Genomic DNA, 20,323 nt, shown 5'->3' on the forward strand with positions numbered 1-20,323 from the left:
GCCTTAATCAATCCCTAATAGAACGCAATCAAAAAATTGATAGCCTTAATCAAATAGTTGAAGAGCGTGATCAACAGGTTGCTAGCCTTAATCAAGTAGTTGAAGAGCGTGATCAACAGATTGTCTACAAACATCAAAAACTGCTCGAAATGTCTGATTGGATACAGAAAGTTAATGACCATTCCATTAATTACACCATACGTCGCAATGGCTATTTATTAAAGCAAAAAATACTCACGCAACTTCCGCTAAGCTTAAAGCAAAAAATTTATATAAAAAACAAATTTTCTTTGATTAAGAATCATATAACATCCTTCGCTTTTTCTAATAAAAACAAAAATGCAATCACCACTAAAGATGAATATATAATAACTAATAACTATAGTCATGTATCACCAACTAAATTATTTTTACGTGAAAAACGTGATATATTTATTTTTGCTGTTATTGACTGGCATTTTCGTATACAGCGTCCCCAACACTTAGCTAAAAACTTAGCTAAAGAAGGATATAGAGTTTTCTACTTTTCAAATCACTTTATTGATACTGACTTAGCAGCCTATCAAATTGAGCGACTACATGCTACGGATGAACTCTATCAAGTAAAACTTCATATAAAAACAGCTCCTAGTATTTATTATGAAGCGGCCTCGAAAGAGGCTATACACATGTTACAACAGAGTATGGCTTGTTTTATCGCAGATTTTAGTGCTATCTCTAGTATTTCTATCGCACAACATGCTTTTTGGTATCCTCTCATTGAATCATTGCCTAATAGTTATCACATTTATGATTGTATGGATCATCATGAAGGATTTGGTAATGTTTCACCTTCATTACTAGCTATCGAACATACCATGCTAAAGAGTGTTGATCTAGTGATAACTTCCTCTGCATGGCTTACAAATTTTGCTCACAGATATAATAATAATGTAGTTACTATTCGTAATGCTGGAGACTATGATCACTTTAAATCATGTCCTGATAGCATGTATATAGATGCTAAGAATAGGAAAATTATCGGTTACTATGGTGCTATTGCAGAATGGTTTGATCTTGATCTAATAAAAACGGTTGCTCAGAAATACTCTGATTGTCTTATTTTGCTAATTGGCAATGACACCATAAATGCTCAGAAAAAACTTAAAGATATTACGAATATTGTATTTACTGGTGAAGTAGAATATCAAAAGCTTCCATACTATCTCTATACTTTTGATATATGCCTATTACCATTTAAAATTATTCCTCTAACATTAGCCACAAACCCAGTGAAAATATATGAATATTTATCAGCAGGCAAACCTGTAGTATCTGTAGACCTACCTGAAATAGCACAATTTGATGGTCATGTATTAAGAGCTAGTACATCAAATGAATTTTTACAAATGATAGGTCAGATTCTCTTAAATAAAGACGATACTCTAACTATAAAACGACGAGATTTTGCAGAAAAACAAACTTGGACTCATCGATCTAAAGATTTAATTCAACAGACCGAAAGGATTAAATTCCCACTTATTAGCATTATTGTTTTAACTTTTAACAATCTTGAGCTAACTAAGGCTTGCCTCGATAGTTTAATAGAGCGTACTAACTATCCTAACTTTGAGATTATTGTTGTTGATAACCTATCTACTGATGGTACAGTCAACTATTTGAAAGAATTTGCCTCTAATCATCCTGAAATGAAAGTTATTTTCAATGGTGAGAACTACGGCTTTGCTAAAGGTAATAATATAGGATTAGCACAAGCAAAAGGTGACTATTTAGTTATACTTAATAATGATACTATAGTTACTTATGGTTGGCTTTTAACCTTCTTAAGGCATTTTCAGCGTAATCCAAATCTAGGATTACTAGGACCTATTACTAATAACATTGGTAATGAAGCTAAAATCAATACGGCCTATAGTACTCCAAGTGAGATGCCGAACGAAGTACACTCATTAACTCTCAATAAAATGGGACAACTATACCCCTTAAAAACTGCAGCTTTTTTCTGTGTTATGATGTCCCGTTATACTTATGAGAAATGTGGCTCACTTAGCGAGGACTATGGGTTAGGTTTTTTTGAAGATGATGACTATTGCCGTAGAGTAGAGTTATTAGGGCTATCTATTGCTTGCGCAGAAGATGTTTTTATTCACCATCATTTATCAGCTTCTTTTAGTAAATTAAATGATAAACAGCGCCAAAAGCTTTTTGAAAAAAACAAAGAAATATATGAAAAAAAATGGGGAAAATGGATCGCACACCATTATAGAAAAACATAATTATTTGATAATAAGCAATGAATAATTAATTTCAGTCAATCATAATTCCTTAGGTTATAGTCTGTTAGAATGCTTTATGTTAGTCATTGGTTATATATCTGATATTGAGCAATATAGCTGGTCTTTGGATTCTACAAATTATGGATTCTATATAAAAACCACCAATATTAACTTCAATACTAGACTCATTAAAAAATCAATAAAATGACAATGTCGTTAGGTTTAAAATTGACTTTAATAAAGATATTTGGCTTATTTTGATTTATTTTATTAAGATGAATATGGTATACTTTTAATAAAGAAGAAAATATGAAAATTCTCTGTGTAATTGGTACGCGCCCCGAAGCCATCAAAATGGCTCCAATCATTATGGCGCTAAAAAAAGAACCGTGGGCAAACGTCCGTGTTCTTGCAACAGCCCAACATCGGCACATGCTAGATCAAGTCAATCAATTTTTTGATATTCATCCTGATATAGACTTGAATATTATGCGCCCGAACCAAACACTCACAGCTTTAACAGCTCGCTTGTTGTTTGAACTAGATAATGTTTTGCATACAGAAAAGCCGGATGTTGTCTTGATTCAAGGTGACACAACGACTGTCATGACCGTGGCTTTAGCTTGCTTTTATCATCATATTCCTATTGGGCATGTTGAGGCTGGGTTACGTACTTGGGATATACAAAGCCCCTTTCCTGAAGAGGCTAATCGCGTTATAGCAGGAAAACTAACTCGCTGGCATTTCGCCCCTACTGAAAGCTCTCGGCAAAACCTCCTAAAAGAGGGTATAGCTAACTCTCAAATCTTCGTAACAGGTAATACTGTTATTGATGCACTGCTAATAACAGCCTCTCAGGATTTAGAGCATAATATTAGCGTTGATCCTACTAAAAAATTAGTTTTGGTTACTTCACATCGTAGAGAAAATTTTGGTGAACCCTTCCGCAATATTTGCCGTGCATTACGTACCTTAGCAGAACGTAATCCTCATATTCAATTTCTCTACCCTGTTCACCCTAATCCGAATATTAAAGAAATTGCTTATCAATTTTTAGATAAATTGCCCAATTTTACTCTATGTGAACCATTAGACTATGCACCTTTTATCGCTGCTATGAAGCAAGCTTATCTAATCCTCACAGACTCAGGAGGAGTACAGGAAGAAGCACCTGCATTAGGTAAGCCTGTTCTCGTTCTAAGGGAGGAGACGGAGCGCCCTGAAGCTGTAGAAATGGGTGTTGTCAAATTAGTAGGTTCTAGCTATGAACAGATTGTCAAAGAAACACAACATCTATTAGATGATGAAATAGCTTATCAAGCTATGGCAAAAGGTGTTTCTCCTTATGGTGATGGCAAAAGCGCTGAGCGTATCGTAGCAGTACTTAAACAATCTTTCAGTTAATGCAACTTTTGTATTTTTCACCAGTCCCTTGGAGTAGCTTTGCTCAAAGACCTCACAAGCTTATTGATTGGTTTCAGGCCAAAACTAAAGGCGAGGTTCTTTGGGTTGACCCCTACCCTACAAGACTGCCTAAGCTGACTGACTGGTACCACTATAAGCAAGTAAATGATGCTCCCACTAATATTAATTTTACTAAAATCCAAATATTAAAACCTGCTTCCCTCCCTATTGAACCCATACCCTTTTCTGGAATTATTAATAATTTACTCTGGATTGAACTAAACAAAAAGATAGCTAGCTTCATCAAACAAGACCTATCTATAATAGGCGTAGGAAAACCCTCTTTACTTGCTTTACAAACCCTGAAAAAGTTTAATTACTGTCACTCCTTCTATGATGCAATGGATGACTTTCCAGCTTTTTACAGTGGTATATCTAAATGGTCTATGACAAAGAAAGAGGTAGCGATTGTAAAAAAAACATCTTATGTACTTACCTCCTCAACAGCGTTATATAATAGTTGGTATACAATACGTAATGATATTCAGCTTGTTCCTAATGCATTAGACGCTAACACTTTGCCAGCCACAGATACACGATCTATTAAACCTCATAAATCAACAAAAGTTTTGGGCTATATAGGTACTGTTGCTGATTGGTTCGATTGGGATTGGCTCATACATTTAGCCAATCTACGACCTTTTGATACTATTGAAATAATAGGACCAATCTATACTAGTCCACCCTTTGAGCTTCCTAGTAACGTACACATAAAACCACCCTTAGAGCATAAAGAAGCTGTTCAAACGATGTTAAGATTTGACATAGGTCTAATACCTTTTAAAAAAAATAAACTTACTCACTCAGTAGATCCTATCAAGTATTATGAATATTGCGCATTAGGATTACCGATTTTATCTACTAGCTTTGGCGAAATGTTTAATAGAAGAAACAATGAGGAAGTATTTATAGTTGATGATTTAGCTGATATGTCTTTTCAGATTAATCAAGCACTCTCATATCAAGCCAACCATCCAAAATTAGAGCAATTTATTTACCATAATACTTGGCAACACCGCTTTGATAATTGTAGGCTATTATTTTGAACACTCTCCCTCTATCCATCATCATCGTCAACTACAACGCAGGCCACTATCTACGTGATTGTGTTCAAACACTGCCTTCCGATACCGACATTATCATTGTAGACAATGCCTCACACGATAATAGCCTATCCCTCGTTAAGACACTTCAGCATCCTAATATTCGCATTATCCGTAATCCCACTAATCTAGGCTTTGCCACGGCTTGCAATATTGGTGCTAAAGCTAGTCAAAGTGACCTGCTTCTCTTTCTCAACCCTGACTGCCGCCTAGAGCCTGAAACACTTTCAGAACTTATCAAAGCGCTCAATAGTGCTCCCGATATAGGGATGGTTGGTGGGCTACTTCTCAATCCTGATGGTAGTGAGCAAGCAGGTGGGCGTCGCTCTGTCCCGACTCCGTGGCGCTCCTTCAGCCGTGCATTTGGGCTGTCTAAACTACTGCCACACTACTTCAAAGACTTTAATCTTCATCAGCAGCCACTCCCTACCGAACCCATAGCAGTAGAGGCTATCTCCGGTGCTTGTATGCTGATGAAAAAATCAACCTTTGAGCAAATCGGGGGTTGGGATCAGGCCTATTTTCTGCACTGTGAAGACCTTGATCTTTGCATGCGTTATCGTAAAGCTGACTATCGCATTCTCTTTGTCCCTAGCGCTCGCCTGACCCATCACAAGGGGGTTTGTAGTCAAGATCGTCCCCTCAGTGTTGAATGGCATAAACACCAAGGTATGCTACGTTTTTATCATAAATTCTTTCGCGACCAATATCCTGGCCCGTTGATGTGGTTGGTTAATTTGAGTGTAGCCCTACGCCTAAGTAGCATTGCGTTAGTTTACAGCCTGAAACGATTGAGAACCTTGACTCATGCATACCATACTCATCAGCGGAGCCAGCAGCCTAATCGGGCACTACCTCCTCCCGCTTTGCCCTCAACACTCGCTACTAGCCCTCAGTCGACAACCACCTCGACTATCAAACCTACCCAATCTTGAGTGGATCACTCATGACTTGAGCCAAAATGGTGGTTTAAACCACTCTAAACCGATAGATTACCTCATCCATTTAGCCCCACTTTGGTATTTACCCCCCCTACTTCAACAATTATCCCCTCCCTACCCCAAACAAATTATTGCTATTGGCTCTACTAGCGTTTTAACCAAACAAGCCTCTACCTCCCACTATGAACAACAGGTAGTACAAAAACTATTACAAGCTGAGCAAGCTCTAGCGGATTTTGCCACTCAAAAATCTATTCATTGGACACTGCTGCGCCCTACTTTAATTTACGCCCAACAACGCGATAAAAATATCAGCCAAATTGCCCGCTTTATAAAACGTTTTGGCTTTTTTCCATTAGTAGGCAATGGTCAAGGATTAAGACAGCCCATTCATGCAGAAGATATTGCATTAGCCTGCTTAGCTGTTTTAAATAATGAAGCTAGTTATAATAAAGCTTACAATATCAGTGGAGGCGAGACGTTAAACTATCAGGCGATGGTCACTAAAATATTTAGCACCTTAAATCGTAAACCCCGCTTTGTCACTATTCCTGATAAAGTGTTACAGCTAATGTTAACCAGCTTACGTATAATCCCTCGTTACCATGATTTAACCCCCAATATGGCACAACGTATGAATCAAGATTTAGTATTTGATCATAGTACTGCACAATTAGATTTTGGTTTCTCACCACGCCCCTTTCAACCTTTGACCTAATATAACAATATGTCTGCTACATTAATCATTACATTAATACTATCATGGTGGGTGACTCACCATATTACTCAAAAAGCCCAAAATATTAGTTTACTCCATGCCCCCAATCATCGCTCCATGCATGTACAAAAAACTCCACATGGTGGTGGCCTAGGTATTGTTATTGGCATGTTGCCCTTAGGGTTTTGGACGATTCTCACTCAGCCTTTATCGCAAATACTTTATCTCGCTTCATTAGCTTTAGGTTTAGTAATCGCTATTAAAGGTTTAATCGATGATATGCGCCCATTCTCGGCTAAAATTCGTTTTAGTATTCAAGTGATGGTTTGTATTTTATTATTATGGGCTTTAGAAAACCTGCCAATTCCACCTTATAGTACGATTACTGATTTAACCCCTACCCTACTTTTTCCTCTTTTAGTATTAGCGGGTGTCTGGTGGATTAATTTATTTAACTTTATGGATGGCATTGATGGTTTAGCGGGAAGCCAAGCTATTTTTATGCTTCTAACGGCTGCTGGTTTAATTGTTTGGCATAATGAGAGTTTAAAAGATACCACTACTATTCGCTGGATGGTGGTATTGTCCGTCGCTATTTTTGGGTTTTTACTGCATAACTGGGCACCGGCGCGTATTTTCATGGGTGATGTTGGCAGTACCTTTACAGCTTTTATGATCTTGTTTTTGGCTTTGCTAACCATTCGTTTGGGGTGGCTGAGTTATTATACGTGGCTGATTTTAGGTGCTTACTTCATTACGGATACCACTTATACCTTACTGTATCGCTTAGTTACGGGGCAAAGATGGTGGGAAGCCCATCGCAGCCACGCCTATCAACGTTTAACCTGGCAATTAAACTCTCATGCTAAAACGACCTTAGGCATACTCGCACTGAACCTTATCTGGCTGACTCCTTTAGCGGTTTTGAGTGTTATTTACCCTACTTATGGCTGGGGCTGGGTGTTAATAGCCTATGCACCCCTGCTGCTCTTAGTCCATCGGCTAGGAGCCGGAAAACCAGAGGTCACTTCCCTATAACCGTTTATCCTAAAGCTACATAAATAGTAAATATATCACCGCATTAGGGCGCTAAGTGATTTACGTTTAGCCTATAAACTGTCATGGCACGGATGTCTTAAGGGGAACGTAATCATGTTAAGAATCATTATATTACTTATGAGTTTAATCATAGCGCACACGATATCTGTAGCACAGGCTGATACTTGTAAAAATCTACAGGCTAAAATTAGCAATAAAACCAAAGAAACGGTTGATGTCATTAGCATCGACTATCTAACCACCGATGGTCAATGGCGTAATGGTCTGACACTACAAAAACCACTGCCACCGAGTATTGTGTGGACACAAACCTTAGATTTAGCCGACACAAGTGAGGCTAAAACTCAGCTTAAGGTCTCGTTTCAAACCAGTAAAGGTGCGAGTGACTCTAATAAAAGCGCGGCTTTTGCCTGCAAAAATAATCAGTCAGTCACAGTGGAGCTGAAATAAGCGAACTATCATTTAATCTCACCTTCCTAATACTTGGTTGTGGCTCCGTGCTTAAGGCATAATCGCCCCACAAGCCACAATCAAGGATTCCTCTCAATGGCACAATATATTTATACTATGAACGGTGTGGGCAAGGTTGTCCCGCCGAGTCGTTTTGTTTTAAAGGATATTTATCTCAACTTTTTTCCGGGCGCGAAAATTGGTGTTTTAGGCTATAACGGTGCGGGTAAATCGACTTTACTGCGCATTATGGCAGGGATTGATAAGGATATCGTCGGTGAGGCACGCCCTCAGCCCGGTATTAATATTGGTTACCTCTCTCAAGAGCCTCAGCTCGATGAAAGCAAAGATGTACGCGGTAATGTTGAGGAAGGCTTAAGCGTTATTAAAAACGCCCAGCAACGCCTCGATGAAGTCTATGCCGCCTATGCAGAACCGGATGCTGATTTCGATGCCCTCGCCGCAGAACAAGCGCGTTTAGAAAATATTCTGCAAGCCTCCGATGCGCATAATTTAGAGCATACCTTAGAAGTTGCCGCCGATGCTCTGCGCCTCCCCCCTTGGGATGCGGATGTGAGTAAACTATCGGGGGGTGAAAAACGCCGCGTCGCTTTGTGTCGTTTACTACTCTCAGCACCTGATATGCTGATTCTCGACGAACCGACCAACCATTTAGATGCGGAATCGGTGGCTTGGTTAGAGCGGTTTTTGCAAGAATTCCCCGGTACTGTGGTCGCAGTTACCCATGATCGCTACTTCCTCGACAATGTCGCCGGTTGGATTCTAGAGCTAGATCGTGGACAAGGTATCCCCTGGGAAGGTAATTACTCCTCTTGGTTGGAGCAAAAAGAGAAGCGTCTATCCCAAGAGCAAAAGTCTGAGCAAACCCGTCAAAAAGCGATGAAATTAGAATTAGAATGGGTACGTTCTAATCCTAAAGCCCGTCAAGCTAAAAGCAAAGCGCGTATGCAACGCTTTGAAGAACTCTCTTCTACCGACTACCAAAAACGCGCTGAGACCAATGAAATTTATATTGCCCCCGGCCCTCGCTTAGGTGATTTAGTCATTGAAGCGCAGCATATTGCTAAAGCCTTTGGTGATCGTGTGCTGTATGAAGACTTAAGCTTTAATCTACCTAAAGGTGGAATCGTCGGTATCATCGGCCCGAATGGTGCGGGTAAAACGACCTTATTCCGTATGATTACGGGGCAAGAAAAACCCGATAGTGGTGAGTTTCGTGTAGGCGATACGGTCAAAATTGCGTATGTGGATCAATCGCGTGATGCACTAGACCCTAATAAAACCGTATTCCAAGAAATAGCTGATGGACATGACCTCATGACTGTCAATGGCTATCAACTGCAATCACGGGCTTATATTGGACGCTTCAATTTTAAAGGTGAATCACAACAAAAACGTATTGGCGATTTATCCGGTGGAGAGCGCAATCGGGTACATTTAGCTAAATTATTGAAATCAGGCGGTAATTTATTATTACTCGATGAGCCAACCAATGATTTAGACGTTGAAACCCTACGTGCTTTAGAAGAAGCCCTACTCAACTTCCCCGGCTGTGCGGTCGTTATTTCGCATGATCGCTGGTTCTTAGACCGGATTGCGACGCATATTTTAGCGTTTGAGGGTGACTCTCAAGTGACGTGGTTTGAAGGTAATTATAGTGATTATGAAGAAGACTATAAGCGCCGTCATGGTAATGAACTGCATCCACAACGCATTAAATACAAGCGCTTAAAAGCTTAATTGCTTATGTAGGAGCAGACCTCAGTGCCTGCTCCTCTATTCTATCTCGCCTAAAATTGGCATTGAGCCACTTTTATCCGCATTCCTTCCCGTAAGGGAGCATTGCCTAAGCGATTAAACGCTCTAATCTGGGCGGCATCAGTGCCGGTTTGCCAAGCGACATTATAAATCGTTTCGCCTTGAGCAGCGGTGTAATAAAACGCCCGCAGGTGTTGGCTATTCACCACATCCGTAGTTTGATATAAGCGACGTGAAGCCATACGACAGCTTAAGGTTTGGTTGGCACCATTATAGACTTGTCCTTGAGCGGACTGTGGTGTACGCCATGCGCGTTGTTGGTTGACCGCTTGTTGTTGCTTAGCATAATAGGCTTGAGGATTAGCTAGCTTTTTATAGGCATTTAAGACCTGACGGGTATAGTTTTGAGTTTCACGATAGGGTACATGCACCCCATAACGATCCACCGTACCCTCACCAGAGTTATAAGCGGCGACCGCATGCGGGACACTGCCACGATAACGATTTAATAACCAGCGTAGGTATAAAGTACCACCATGCACGTTTTGCCATGCATCACCGCGCTGAGTCACCCCAAAACGCCGTGCGGTAGCCGGCATTAACTGCATCAGTCCCTTAGCGCCTTTAGGCGATACCGCACGCGGTCTAAAGCAAGTTTCTGCCGTAATCACGGCTTTGACTAAATTAGGATTCACCCCATAGGTTCTTGAGGCGGATTGAATAATAGGATCATAGATACTAGCTTTTTCTTGCAAAATGCTAGGGCTATATTGGTCACATGTATGACGCCGCCGTACTGCGGTAGTAACCGGTGCTGGAAAAACAACCCTAGCGCGAGGTGTCGGTGTGACATAGGTTGTTTGCGGGGTAATATAGTTAGAACGTTTTTCGGCTTTTGCAGCACGGGGCGGGTAATAGGCATTAATAATAAAAGTCCCTAACGGCATGGACTCAGCTAAAGCACGATCACTTTGCTTGGCCTCATATTTTTTAGTGACTTGATTATTCATAAAAAAGCGTACTGTATCAGCACTTGCCGCCTTTTGCGATGCTTGAGTTGTCGTCTCAGCCAACGTCGCCGTGGTCGTTATTAACCCTCCCACCGCTAACACTACTTTTGCCCATCTAGCACTCATCTGTCTCATTCATAGACCTCACAGCTAAAGAAAACGCGCTCCTCAATGGAGTTCATTTTCTTGAAAATTAAACACACCTAGCTTTGCTTGAAAGCACTCGCGGATTTATTGCGCATCAGCCAACATCAACAAATAGCTCCCCTATATATAGGGGTAATGCAAAAAGTTCTAATCAGTTTTAAAATTATAGATATTAATAATACTAATAGAACTGGTGTGTGCTCTAATCATACCGTATTTTACTGAAGCTTCCGCGCAAACCAGCATTAAAACGACGAACTGTCTCGAATTAATTTTAACGTTGGCGGATTTCTGCCAGCCATTGTTGCTCTAACTCCAGCATCATGGCTAATTCTTCTGATGAAAACCCCGCTTCTAAGCGCCCTGCGGTATAAAAGGGGCTACGAGGTGGGGTGGGTAAAGTCCCTAATAACTGCTTAAAGGTAGACTCTGGCTCTAGACCGCGCTGCTCACAGCAATAGTGATACCAGCGCGAGCCTATACGCACATGCCCGACCTCTTCCCGCAAAATCACCTCTAATACTTCAACACTCGCAAAGTCTTTAGCTTCCCGCAAACGCTGCATCATGGGTGGTGTAACATCTAATCCCCGTGCCTCTAATACACGTGGCACTAACGCCATCCGAATCATCACATCCTGATCAGTACGGCAGGCTTGATCCCATAAACCATTATGAGCCGCTAAATCACCATACTGCATGCCTAACGTCGCCATACGCTCCCGAAGCAAGGCAAAATGATGTGCCTCTTCTGCTGCCACTTGTAACCAATCCCCATAATAGGCATCCGGCATCTCACGAAAGCGATAGACTGCATCTAGAGCTAAATTAATCGCATTAAACTCAATATGTGCCACCGCATGCAAGAGGGCTAAACGTCCCTCTAGCGTGCTCAATTTGCGTTGCTGCACAGCGGTAGGGGAAATGAGGTCGGGTTTTAGAGGGCGTCCGGGGATAGGCACACGCTCTACCAATGTACTCGCACCATCACGGGTTAAATGTCCCTGTTGCCAGTTTTGATAGAGCGCTATGGCCTCGGCTACTTTAGCCGCAGCGTCTGTTTGCAGGAGTACCTGATAGGCACCATCATATACATTCATCATACTAACCTAAGCATTACATTAACCTAGGCCTCGTGCTAAATCGTTTTGAATATCACGAATCGACTCCAACCCCACAGATACCCGTATTAACCCCTCCTCAATTCCACTGAGTTCACGCTGCTCTGGGGTGAGACGCCCGTGTGTGGTGGTGGCTGGATGGGTAATAGTGGTCTTGGTATCTCCAAGATTAGCCGTGATCGAACAAAACTCGGTAGCATCAATCACTTTCCATGCCGCCTCGCGCCCACCCTGCACCACAAACGACACTATGCCCCCAAAACCGGACTGTTGACGTTTAGCTAGCTCATGCTGGGGATGCGTACTCAAGCCCGGATAATACACTTTAGCGACCTTATTTTGAGTAGTGAGCCACTCAGCTAACGCTTGTGCATTTTCACCATGTGCCTTCATACGGATAGCGAGCGTTTCTAAGCCTTTGAGGAAAATCCACGCATTAAAGGGACTCATCGCAACACCCCCCGAACGCAATACCCCAAACACATCCTTACCCACCCGCTCTTTATCACCCACAACCGCACCACCTAAAGCGCGACCTTGCCCATCTAAATATTTGGTGGCTGCATGTACCACAATATCGGCACCGAGTTCGAGTGGACGCTGCAAGGCTGGAGTACAAAAGCAATTATCAATCACTAAGAGCGCATTATGACGATGGGCTATATCGGCAAGCGCTCGAATATCAACTATTTCGGTTAAAGGATTCGCCGGTGTTTCGGCAAATAATAAACGCGTATTGGGCTGAATCGCTTGTTCCCATGCCTCTAAATTTGTGAGATTGACAAAGGTCACACTCACATTAAAACGAGTCATATAGTTTTGTAGTAATACCGTGGTCGTACCGAATACCGAACGCGAGCAGACAACATGATCCCCTGCTTTCAATACCCCTAACATGACCGCCAAAATCGCCGCCATGCCTGAACTGGTCGCCACACAACTCTCTCCCCCTTCTAGTGCGGCTAAACGCTCTTGGAAATAGCGCACGGTAGGATTCGTCATGCGTGAATAAATATTACCCGGCACTTCATTAGCAAAGCGGGCAGCCGCTTCAGCGGCGGATTTAAATACAAAACTAGAGGTCGGAAAGATAGCCTCTGAATGCTCTCCTTCTTCAGTACGCTCATGCCCAGCGCGAATGGCTAGGGTGGCAAAATCCCATTCATTTATCATAGTCAGTTAAGCCTCCACATAGGGGTAAAACTCACAGGCATAAAAAAACCTGCATGGGCAGGCTAAAGAAAGCATATTAACCCTTTAGCTGCACTTATTAAGCGCCCGCAAGCAGAATGCAAATCGGCGCGTCTATCAAGGCGCTTATACTACACCTTGATAGTGACTCAGTTAAGTATTATTTCCTTTGTGCGATGACCACCAAGGTATCTTTATCGACTTGATTAAATAGATCGACCACCTCTTGATTCCGCATCCGAATACAACCATGAGAAGCGGGAGCACCTAAGCGTCCTTCTTCATCCGTACCATGGATATAAATAAAGCGCTCTTTAGAGTCAACATTACCACCTTTATTTAATCCCGGCTCTAAACCATCCAACCACAAAATACGGGTTGTCACATTATCCTCGCCACTACGTGCGCCGGGTGCGGTGAGAATACGGGCAATGCGACCACTATTCGCCCGTGCTTTAAAGACAGTACCTAAAGGAGCATTGGCTCCAATTTTAGTTGCAATACGATGCACCCCTAAAGGTGTTTGATTACTACCCTTTTTACTGCCTAATCCGGCCTCAGCCGTTGAAATCGTCCAGCGCCCCGCTTCTTGTCCGTGACGAATCAAAATCAACTCCTGACTGGTCGCATCAATCAATACCACCGTATCACGTGGATATTGAGGAAAACGACGGGCTAGATCCTGTAACACTGAACCAAAGCCCCCCTGTGCTCCGGGTGCCGACTCCGCTAAAGGTGGTATAGTCAAGGGAATACTCTCCGCCATTGCCACGCTCCCTATACTCAGACTAGCGGCTATCCATAATATCGATAGCCGTGGTAGCTTGTTCACGTTTACGTTTTTGTGCATCATTACGATTAGCCTCAGCCTCGGCAAAATACTCGCTCTCATCACCTGTCACATACTCCCCAGTAAACACGGAGCAGTCGAAGTGCTTTAAACGGTTATTGCCCTTTTGAATAGATTGTATGAGATCCTCTAATTTCAGATAAAATAGACGATCCACCCCGATAGCTCTTGCCACCTCTTCTTCCGTGCGTTCATGAGCAATCAATTCCTTTGCAGCAGGCATATCGATGCCATAGATATTAGGATAACGTACCGGAGGCGAAGCTGAAGCAAAGTAAACTCGTTTCGCGCCTGCATCTCTAGCCATTTGAACGATTTCTTCGGACGTGGTTCCCCGCACGATGGAATCATCCACGAGTAGTACGTTTTTACCTTTAAACTCAATATCTAAAGCATTCAATTTCTGACGTACCGAGCGACGACGTAATTGTTGTCCGGGCATAATGAAAGTACGTCCAATATAACGATTCTTCATAAAGCCTTCACGGTAGGGCACATTTAAGGTATAAGCCATTTCTTGCGCGGCGGTACGGCTAGTATCGGGAATGGGTATGACCACATCAATATCATGATCAGGCCACACTTCTAATAAGCGTTGTGCCATGAAAATCCCCATCCGCATGCGGGCTTTATGCACAAACACATTATCAATAATCGAATCGGGGCGGGCAAAATAGACATATTCAAAGATACAGGTGCGGTATTGAGGGTTTTTAGCACATTGACGGGTAAAGACTTTGCCATCAGCCGTAATAAAAATCGCCTCACCCGGCTCAATATCACGAATCAGTCTAAAGCCTAAGACATCCAGCGCCACACTCTCAGAGGCCAGCATATACTCTTTACCGTGCTCGGTATCACGCACCCCATACACTAGCGGGCGAATACCATTCGGATCACGAAAACCCACCAAGCCATCACGGGTGAGCATTGCTACTACCGCATAGGCACCGCGACAACGCTCATGCACCCGTGCAATAGCCGAAAAAATATTATCGGGCATGACGTGCATAGCATTTTCACGCTGTAGCTCTTGAGCAAAGATATTTAATAGAATCTCGGAGTCGGATTCGGTGTTAATTTGCCGCTGATCTTGTAGATAAAGCCCGCGTCTTAGCTCAGCGGCATTGGTTAAATTACCATTATGTCCTAGGGCAATACCATAGGGGCTATTGACATAAAAGGGCTGTGCTTCTGCTGAAGAAGAGGATCCTGCAGTAGGATAACGCACATGCCCAATCCCCATATGCCCTATCATTGCCCGCATGTGTTGCTCTTGGAACACATCCTTGACCATGCCATTATCGCGACGTGAATATAGCCGCCGCCCATCACTAGTTACGATGCCTGCTGCATCTTGTCCTCGGTGTTGTAATACGGTTAAACCATCATAGAGCGCCTGATTGACCAGATCCTGCCCCACTATCCCAATAATTCCGCACATGTGCTTGCCTTTGCCGAGAAACGAAATGAAGCGAGTATTTTAAACCCACCAAAACAAAACAGCCATGCAGAATGCATGGCTGTGATAAGATAACTTGCTACTGGCCTAAATTTACTCTCCTACAGGGTTGTCAGGTGAAATTGAAAGCTTTTCCATATAAGGGGAAATCTTTTCAACCACAAACAGCTTTGCCTGCGCGGCGGTTTCTTGAAATTTAGGTACTAAGGCCGACTCCTTCCACCAAGGTTTATCTGTCACAGCTGCCACATCGGCTAATACCACGAGCAGAATAATGATGATTAAACCTCGAATTAAGCCTACTGCCATTCCTAAAAAGTGATCTATCCAGCCTAAACCAATCGCTGCAAAGCCTACTTTAAAGGTATAGCTTATAATCGCGCCTACCAGTAACACACAGAAAAAAATAATGGCAGCAGCAACGCCAATCCGAGCGACATTACTTAAACCTTTAAACGGCAACAAATCAGCGACTTGTTGAAAATAAAGTGCTGTAAATGCCATCGCTGCCAACCAGCTTATTAGAGAAAAGGCTTCTCTAATAAACCCCCTTGCTAAACCAATGATGGTGGACACTAGAATGAGGGCAATAATGCCCGCATCTAGTAAACCCGCTGTTATTTCCATTAAATAGTATTTTCTAGTTGTTGTTATTCGTTACAAAGCTGTTTTGTACCAGTTGGTTTTGCCCATAACGTGCTTTCATACGTGACTGTACGGTGACAGCATCGGATTTAGCTTTATAGGTACCAATACGCACCCGATACACACGCTTACCATTTGCTACACCTTGAGCAATAAAGGCAGGATAGCCATCGGTCGCAATCGTTTGGCGAATGGTATCCGCCTTAGTGCGATCGGCTGTTGCCAATACTTGAATCACATAACCATTACGTTTAGCCGCATCGACACTGCCTGCTGATGCTTTTTGAGCGCTAGCTGTTGAGGTTGAAGTGCTTGATTTAGCGTTACTTGCCACGCTAACTGTTTGTGTTCTAGAGCTAACCTCAGGTACTGGGCGCTCATTCACCAAACGAGGTTGAGCGGCTTTAGTAGTCGTGGTAGAAGTTAGCACAACCGTTTTTGTGCTAGGACTAGTCGCTGTGCTACTAGGTTTAGCAACGACGACTTCCTTAGTAGAAGTAGACTTGCTGGCTTGCGTTGTTTCTGCACTACCTTTGCTAGCTGTCGCTGTTGCAGCCGCTACACCTGCAGCGACACCACTTGCAACCGCAGCCGTGCTCTCTGTTTGAGCTTCTGGCTGGGTTTCTGTGCTAGCTGTTTGGCTTTGCGCTGCTTCATTGACATTAGTGACTGCATCACTAGGAGCTGCTTGAGTTTCATCACTCCCCATGCTACCCGTTGCTGCCACAACATTACCATTTTGATCAATCGCATTACGAGTTTCTGGGCGAATTTCAAAGGTAGTGACATTATCAGGGGTAGGTGCTTGCGCCGTTTGTAGATCTGCATTAGGTGCTGCCGTAGTCGATTGCTCTGCTGTCGCTGTAGCCGTTGCTTGTTGAGCATCAGCCACTAAAGCCGGAGGTGAGCTAGGACCATCTGGTGCAGGAGGTAATGCATTAGGGTCAGATACACCGGGGAAACCACTAATAGGTTGCACTTGTTGCGTTTGTTGTGCGGTAGCAACTTGGTCTTGTTCCTGTTTAGGGTTTTTACCCTTTAAAAGCCAAGCTAACAATAATGCTGCAATTAACACTAGCACTACTGCGCCAATCATACGTTTGGTTGTAGACTTATTATCCATTTGTCCCAATACTCCTTTACCTACGACATTCTAAATGTGATTAATTTAACACCCAACCCATACTTATAGAGTATTGGGAGAGAAATGTTTTAGTACGCCCGATACTACCAGAAAAGAGCCGAATGCCACTACTCTATCTCGCGTGTTGCACTGATTTATAGCACCTTTTAACGCAGATGCTAAATCAGAATAAGCATAAATCACTGCATTCGGATTCACTTTTTCTAAAGTATCCACTAACTCATTCAGCGGTAAAGCCCGCTTATCTACTAATGCAAATACATGCCACGTATTAATTACCTGAGCTAAGGTATTTGCCACCTCTACTAAATCTTTATCCGCTAGTATAGAAAAAACGGCATGTGTCTGGCCTGCAAATGTTGGTGTTTTAAGCCAACTCGCTAAAGACTGAGCAGCATGACCATTATGCGCTACATCAATCCAGATGGGAGGTTGCACGGATACTGGTTGCAAACGCCCCATTAACTGTACTTGTCGCAATCCCTGACGTATAGGTTCTAAACCCACCTTAACTTCAGTCGTCACGCCTAATCGTTGTAAAGCCATAATGACTAGCGCCGCATTAAGCTGTTGCACCTCGCCTAATAAGGCAGGCAGGGGATAATACTCTATTCCTTGCGGTGTGCTAAGCCTAAAGTCCTGCGCTGTGGTTTGTAAAACCTTAAAATCAGCTCCATATTGTAGTACTAAAGCACCCTTAGCGTTGGCTGTCTTTTGAATAGAGGCAGGAGGATTAGGATCGCCACTGATTAAATACTTACCTTGACGTGCAATAGCAGCCTTTTCTGCACCAATACTCTCGCGGTCAGAGCCTAACCATTCCACATGATCAATGCCTATGCTCGTCACAATAGCGATTTCAGCATCCCAGATATTGACTGCATCTAAGCGCCCCCCTAGCCCCACCTCTAATACCGCAATATCCACCGACTGCTGTACAAAACAATACACCGCCGCAAGGGTTCCAAACTCAAAATAGGTTAAATGGATCTCACCGCGTGCTGCCTCGATGGCCTCAAATGCCTCAACAATCAAGGCATCAGAAGCTGGATGACCATTCAAGGCAATACGCTCATTATAGGCTTGAATATGAGGCGAGGTATAAGTCCCCACTTGATAGCCCGCAGCGACTAAGCAAGCAGTCAACATGGCACAAGTCGAGCCTTTGCCATTCGTACCCGCGACCGTAATCACTGGAAACGGTAAATCACTTAGCCCTAACCGAGTAGCCACCTCTGCCACGCGCTCTAAGCCCAATTGAATCGCTGCCCTAGGTTGCGACTCCTGCCAAGCCAACCAGTCTGCTAATGTTTTCAAGCAGCCGCCTCAGTAGCTAGCAGCGGTTTTTGCTGATGTTGCAGTAAAGTCAGCAAATCAGCAATGGTTTCGCGCATCTGATTGCGCTCTACAATCATATCAATTGCACCCTTCTCCAATAAAAACTCACTGCGCTGAAAACCATCTGGTAATTTCTCACGCACGGTCTGCTCAATCACGCGAGGGCCTGCAAACCCCACCAATGCCTTTGGCTCAGCAATATGAATATCACCTAACATAGCAAAACTAGCCGATACCCCACCTAAGGTAGGATCGGTGAGTACTGAAATAAAAGGTAAGCCTTTTTCGGCTAAACGAGTCAAGGCGGCACTGGTTTTAGCCATTTGCATCAGAGAAAACAAGGCCTCTTGCATCCGTGCGCCCCCACTAGCGGCAAAGCATATAAACGGTACATTAGCCTCTATAGCAGCATTCACCCCGCGCACAAAACGCTCGCCTACCACCGACCCCATAGACCCGCCCATAAAGCGGAAATCAAAAGCAGCGGCGACTAAGGGCACACCTAATACTGCACCTTTCATAACGATTAAAGCGTCTTTTTCGCCTGTTTCCTTTTGTGCTCCGGCTAAGCGGTCTTTATAACGTTTAGTATCCTTAAAGCCTAAAATATCAACAGGTGTAACGGTCGCGCCAATCTCTTCTCGTCCATTAGTGTCTAAAAACACCTCTAACCGATGCCGCGCATTAATACGCATATGGTGACCACACTTAGGGCACACCTCATTATTCCGCTCTAACTCACTCCCGTATAAAATCGAGTGACAGGCTGAACACTGTTGCCATAAGCCTTCGGGAATCGATTTTTTGGTATTCGATTTTTCAGTACGAATACGCGATGGTAATAATTTTTCAAACCAGCTCATGCTTTATTTCCTTGCTCGCATTCAACACGCTTTACCTCATTGAGTAACGCTGTTACTTTGATGGGATCTTTAACGCCTGGTGCTGATTCTACTCCACTACTCACATCGATGGCATAAACCCGCGTGGTTTTAAGCGCTTGATAGACATTATTTGCGGTTAACCCACCGGCTAAAATGAGCGCTTGTGGATAATCATGAGGTAACTGTGTCCAATCAAAGGTTTTACCCGTGCCGCCTGCTGCCCCTGGAGCATGACTATCTACCAGTAAACCCTGTGCATCTGGATAGTCACGCGCTAAATCATAGAAATTCTGCTCCAGCATTCCCAAGGCTTTAATATAAGGCCGCCCAAAAGCACGGCAAAACTCGGCACTTTCCTTGCCATGAAACTGCACCACATCCAGTGTCACTTGATCTAATACCGTAGTAATAAATTCTGGTTCTGCATCCAGAAATAAGCCTACTCGTGTCACAAAAGGAGGTAGCGCGTGGCTAATGGCTCTTGCTTGTTCAAGGCTTAGATTGCGTGGACTTTTAGCATAAAACATTAATCCTATGGCATCTGCACCCGCATGGCTTACCATCAGCGCATCAGCAATCGAGGTAATACCACAGACCTTCACTCGACAACGCACAAACCGCTTCCTTACTTAAAAAGAAAGAGTTATAGGCTATCATAAGAAGAAATAAGAGGCGATGGTGGATTAAAGTAAAAGGCCACCTACTTTGCAGCAGGTGGCCTTTGCCTTTTATATTAGCCGCA

The 20,323-nt window shown here is 43.2% G+C and carries 18 protein-coding genes; 8 read left to right on the forward strand and 10 right to left on the reverse strand.

The window, feature by feature from the left end; all coding sequences use genetic code 11:
• From A3IK_RS18980 to ettA, 8 genes are all read left to right on the forward strand, one after another.
• Window positions 1-2,276, forward strand: a 2,276-nt coding sequence (locus A3IK_RS18980) for a glycosyltransferase (RefSeq protein WP_020559655.1), incomplete at its 5' end; no start/stop codon positions are given.
• Between the two features lie 309 nt (window positions 2,277-2,585).
• Window positions 2,586-3,680: a non-hydrolyzing UDP-N-acetylglucosamine 2-epimerase gene (gene wecB / locus A3IK_RS0109000; protein WP_020559656.1), complete on the forward strand. Its 1,095-nt coding sequence runs from the start codon at window positions 2,586-2,588 to the stop codon at window positions 3,678-3,680.
• Entirely contained in the window at window positions 3,680-4,786 is a 1,107-nt protein-coding gene (locus A3IK_RS0109005) for a glycosyltransferase family protein (protein WP_020559657.1), read from the forward strand. The genes wecB and A3IK_RS0109005 overlap by 1 nt, the downstream gene beginning before the upstream one ends.
• Window positions 4,783-5,778: a glycosyltransferase family 2 protein gene (locus A3IK_RS18985; protein WP_020559658.1), complete on the forward strand. Its 996-nt coding sequence runs from the start codon at window positions 4,783-4,785 to the stop codon at window positions 5,776-5,778. The genes A3IK_RS0109005 and A3IK_RS18985 overlap by 4 nt, the downstream gene beginning before the upstream one ends.
• Window positions 5,779-5,794: 16 nt before the next feature.
• Complete coding sequence (locus A3IK_RS0109015) at window positions 5,795-6,502, forward strand: NAD-dependent epimerase/dehydratase family protein (RefSeq protein WP_020559659.1); 708 nt, start codon at window positions 5,795-5,797, stop codon at window positions 6,500-6,502.
• A 9-nt stretch (window positions 6,503-6,511) separates the two neighbouring features.
• Window positions 6,512-7,540 carry an MraY family glycosyltransferase gene (locus tag A3IK_RS0109020; RefSeq protein ID WP_026220893.1) on the forward strand — a complete coding sequence of 343 codons (1,029 nt, stop codon included), beginning with the start codon at window positions 6,512-6,514 and terminating at the stop codon, window positions 7,538-7,540.
• Window positions 7,541-7,654: 114 nt separating this feature from the next.
• Window positions 7,655-8,011 (forward strand): hypothetical protein, encoded by a 357-nt coding sequence (locus A3IK_RS0109025; RefSeq protein ID WP_020559661.1) that lies wholly within the window; start codon window positions 7,655-7,657, stop codon window positions 8,009-8,011.
• Between the two features lie 96 nt (window positions 8,012-8,107).
• Window positions 8,108-9,772 (forward strand): energy-dependent translational throttle protein EttA, encoded by a 1,665-nt coding sequence (gene ettA / locus A3IK_RS0109030; protein ID WP_020559662.1) that lies wholly within the window; start codon window positions 8,108-8,110, stop codon window positions 9,770-9,772.
• 50 nt (window positions 9,773-9,822) lie between these two features.
• Here the strand turns inward: ettA and A3IK_RS20285 are convergent, their stop codons facing one another.
• From A3IK_RS20285 to A3IK_RS0109080, 10 genes are all read right to left on the reverse strand, one after another.
• Window positions 9,823-10,926, reverse strand: coding sequence for a lytic transglycosylase (locus A3IK_RS20285; RefSeq protein WP_020559663.1), 1,104 nt, complete (start codon window positions 10,924-10,926; stop codon window positions 9,823-9,825).
• Between the two features lie 295 nt (window positions 10,927-11,221).
• A complete protein-coding gene (locus A3IK_RS0109040; protein ID WP_040848965.1) occupies window positions 11,222-12,049 on the reverse strand; it encodes a ferritin-like domain-containing protein in 828 nt (275 codons plus the stop codon).
• Window positions 12,050-12,067: 18 nt separating this feature from the next.
• Complete coding sequence (locus A3IK_RS0109045) at window positions 12,068-13,240, reverse strand: O-succinylhomoserine sulfhydrylase (protein WP_020559665.1); 1,173 nt, start codon at window positions 13,238-13,240, stop codon at window positions 12,068-12,070.
• Window positions 13,241-13,418: 178 nt separating this feature from the next.
• Window positions 13,419-14,024 (reverse strand): L,D-transpeptidase, encoded by a 606-nt coding sequence (locus A3IK_RS0109050; RefSeq protein WP_020559666.1) that lies wholly within the window; start codon window positions 14,022-14,024, stop codon window positions 13,419-13,421.
• A gap of 22 nt (window positions 14,025-14,046) precedes the next feature.
• Window positions 14,047-15,552, reverse strand: a complete 1,506-nt coding sequence (gene purF / locus A3IK_RS0109055; protein WP_020559667.1) for an amidophosphoribosyltransferase — start codon at window positions 15,550-15,552, stop codon at window positions 14,047-14,049.
• Between the two features lie 111 nt (window positions 15,553-15,663).
• The gene (locus tag A3IK_RS18995; protein WP_020559668.1) at window positions 15,664-16,197 is read right to left on the reverse strand and encodes a CvpA family protein; all 534 of its coding nucleotides are present in this window, start codon (window positions 16,195-16,197) and stop codon (window positions 15,664-15,666) included.
• Window positions 16,198-16,210: 13 nt separating this feature from the next.
• Window positions 16,211-17,338, reverse strand: a complete 1,128-nt coding sequence (locus tag A3IK_RS0109065; protein ID WP_020559669.1) for an SPOR domain-containing protein — start codon at window positions 17,336-17,338, stop codon at window positions 16,211-16,213.
• A gap of 63 nt (window positions 17,339-17,401) precedes the next feature.
• Window positions 17,402-18,676, reverse strand: coding sequence for a bifunctional tetrahydrofolate synthase/dihydrofolate synthase (folC, locus tag A3IK_RS0109070; RefSeq protein ID WP_020559670.1), 1,275 nt, complete (start codon window positions 18,674-18,676; stop codon window positions 17,402-17,404).
• Complete coding sequence (gene accD, locus A3IK_RS0109075) at window positions 18,673-19,560, reverse strand: acetyl-CoA carboxylase, carboxyltransferase subunit beta (RefSeq protein ID WP_020559671.1); 888 nt, start codon at window positions 19,558-19,560, stop codon at window positions 18,673-18,675. Before accD ends, folC begins: the two co-directional genes overlap by 4 nt.
• Window positions 19,557-20,195, reverse strand: a complete 639-nt coding sequence (locus tag A3IK_RS0109080) for a phosphoribosylanthranilate isomerase (protein ID WP_020559672.1) — start codon at window positions 20,193-20,195, stop codon at window positions 19,557-19,559. Before A3IK_RS0109080 ends, accD begins: the two co-directional genes overlap by 4 nt.
• Between the last annotated feature and the right edge of the window lie 128 nt (window positions 20,196-20,323).

The organism is Thiofilum flexile DSM 14609 (assembly GCF_000380185.1).
Lineage (GTDB): Bacteria > Pseudomonadota > Gammaproteobacteria > Thiotrichales > Thiotrichaceae > Thiofilum > Thiofilum flexile.